Source organism: Mesorhizobium sp. M7A.F.Ca.US.002.01.1.1 (genome assembly GCF_004022955.1).
In the GTDB taxonomy this organism is placed as follows: Bacteria; Pseudomonadota; Alphaproteobacteria; order Rhizobiales; family Rhizobiaceae; genus Mesorhizobium; species Mesorhizobium ciceri.
Genome location: NZ_RZQE01000665.1, coordinates 1 through 2,558, shown reverse-complemented (window position 1 = coordinate 2,558; position 2,558 = coordinate 1). Strand labels below are relative to the sequence as shown.

3 protein-coding genes are annotated in these 2,558 nt (G+C 62.8%); all 3 read left to right on the top strand.

What is annotated here, in order from left to right; genetic code table 11:
• Positions 1-224 precede the first annotated feature (224 nt).
• Complete coding sequence (locus EN932_RS33755; RefSeq protein WP_013529508.1) at positions 225-1,112, top strand: sugar phosphate isomerase/epimerase; 888 nt, start codon at positions 225-227, stop codon at positions 1,110-1,112.
• A gap of 59 nt (positions 1,113-1,171) precedes the next feature.
• Positions 1,172-2,341 (top strand): mandelate racemase/muconate lactonizing enzyme family protein, encoded by a 1,170-nt coding sequence (locus tag EN932_RS33750; protein WP_023812460.1) that lies wholly within the window; start codon positions 1,172-1,174, stop codon positions 2,339-2,341.
• Positions 2,342-2,343: 2 nt separating this feature from the next.
• The coding region (locus EN932_RS33745) for a GntR family transcriptional regulator (RefSeq protein ID WP_164890772.1) at positions 2,344-2,558 on the top strand (215 nt) is incomplete at its 3' end.

The following is a 2,558-nucleotide window of genomic DNA, read 5'->3' as shown; positions in this document are numbered from 1 at the left end:
GGCATATATATCTCAATATAATCAAGGAAATACTCCACAGCGAAAGTTGCATCCCGGCGCTTCTTGCCGATCCGGATAATTTGCTGTAGACCTCGCTTCAGGCCCAATTGGTCGAACCAGTTTGCGAGAAAAGGCTGGGAACGCCTTGGGGAGGAACCTTTGTGTCGCCTTTTGGCGATGCATGTCGCAGGCGAACCATAGAGACGAGTTGGGAAGGACAGACCATGCATCTTTCGACGCACAACTGGATGCGCGCGGAACCCTTGGAAACGACGCTCAAGCGCATCAAGAAATTCGGCTATGAGTCGATCGAGATTTCCGGCGAACCCGAGCAGTACAAGACCAGGGAGACCCGGGCGCTGCTGAAGGAGCATGGCATTCGTTGCTGGGGCGCGGTGACCCTGATGCTGGGCGAGCGCAACCTTGCCGCCAGGAACCAGGGCCAGCGCGAGCGTTCCGTTCAGTATGTCAAGGACGTGCTGACCATGGTCAGCGAACTCGATGGCGAGATCATCACGCTGGTTCCGGCGACCGTCGGCAAGGTCGTGCCTGACGGCACCGAGGAAGAGGAATGGAAGTGGGTCGTCGACGCCACCCGCGAATGCTTCACCCACGCCAAGAAGGTCGGCGTCAAGATCGCTGTTGAACCGCTCAACCGCTTCGAGACCTATCTGTTCAATCGCGGCGCCCAGGCGCTGGCTTTGGCCGACGCGGTCAGCCCCGAATGCGGTGTCTGCCTCGACGCCTACCACCTCCATATGGAAGAATTTAACGTCTATGACGCGATCCGGCAGGCCGGAAAGCGCCTGTTCGACTTCCATGTCGCCGACAACAACCGCTTCGCCGCCGGTCTCGGCCAGATCGACTGGCCGAAGATCGTCGCTACCTTGCGCGAGATCGGCTACGACGGCGCGCTGACCAACGAGTTCGTCGCGCCCGTCGACCGGACGCCGGCGGCCCCCTATCCCGACATGGTCGAGCGCAATCCGGTCGATATCTCGCCCGAACAGCTGAAGTTCATCCAGGACCACGGCTCCAGCGTGCTCACCGAGAAATTCTACACCGACCAGATGCGCATCAACGCCGAAACGTTGCTGCCGCTGATCAAGTAGTCGACTGCCTCAGGGAAATTCGCCCTTCCGCCCTGACCGGCGCAGGGCTGGGGAAGAATATGCGTATCAAGTCCGTCCAAGCCTGGTGGATCCGCGTTCCGATCGAAGCCGCTCGGCAGCACCGCAGCGACTTCGGTCAGGTGACGACCTTCGACGCCGCCATCCTGCGCATCGAGACCGATGACGGTCTGGTCGGCTGGGGCGAAGGCAAGAACGCCGCCGGCAGCGCCGGCAGTTACGGCGCGCTCGTCCATATGCTGAACCATGAGGTCGGGCCGCAGCTGGTCGGCCGCGATCCGGCCGACATCGGCGTCATCTGGGAGATGCTCTACAATGGCGTGCGCCACGACAGCGCCGCACGCGGCGGCCACGCCATGCCGCAGCTGGCGCGGCGCGGCATGAGCATCGCCGCGATCAGCGCCGTCGACATCGCGCTGTGGGACATTCTTGGCAAATCGCTTGGCGTTCCGGTCTGGCGGCTGCTCGGCGGCCGCAAGCTCGATCGCATGCCGGCTTACGCGTCCGGCGGCTGGGCGGCCGCCGACGCCATCGGCGAGCAGTTGAAATCCTATATCGCCAAGGGCGGTTTCAAGGCACTGAAGATGCGGGTTGGCGCCATGGACGGCGCGGCGCACATTTCCGCCACCCGCGTGCGCGCCGCACGGCAGGCGCTCGGCCCCGATGTCGAACTGATGGTCGACGCGCACGGCACCTACACGGTGGCTGAAGCCAAGCGCTTCATCCACCTTGTCAACGATTTGGACCTCGCCTGGTTCGAGGAACCTATCATCGCCGACGATAAGCCGGGCATGGCCGAAGTGCGGGCAAGTGGCGCCGTTCCGATCGCCACCGGCGAAAGCGAGGCGACCCGCTACGCCTTCCGCGACCTCGCCGTGCTCAAAGCCGCCGACATCTTCCAGCCCGATCCCGCCTTCTGCGGCGGCATCAGCGAAGCGATGAAGATCGGCACCATCGCCAGCGCCTTCAATCTGCGCTTTGCGCCGCATTTGTGGGCCGGCGCGCCCTGTTTTTTCGCAGGCTTGCATGTCTGCGCCGCCTCGCCGTCGAGTTTCACCGTCGAATATTCGCTCGGCGCCAACCCGATGATCCATGATCTGGTCGAAGAGACTGTCGAAGCCAGGGACGGTATGATAGCGATCCCGGAAAAACCGGGTCTGGGATTCACCATTTCGGAGCGGTTCCTGGAGGCGCACGCGCAACGCGGTTGACGATGAAAGAAAAGAACCTTCTCGCGGAACTCGCTGCCTACCTGTTCTCCCATTCGGACAAGGAGAGCGGCCGAACGCCATCGGAGCGCGAACTGGCGGAGCATTTCGCCGTCAGCCGCGGTCAGATCCGCGAGGCGCTGGCCATCCTGGAGGCCATGCGCATCGTTGAGCGCCGGGCCAAATCCGGCATCTACATCGACACCAAGCAGGCCAGTGT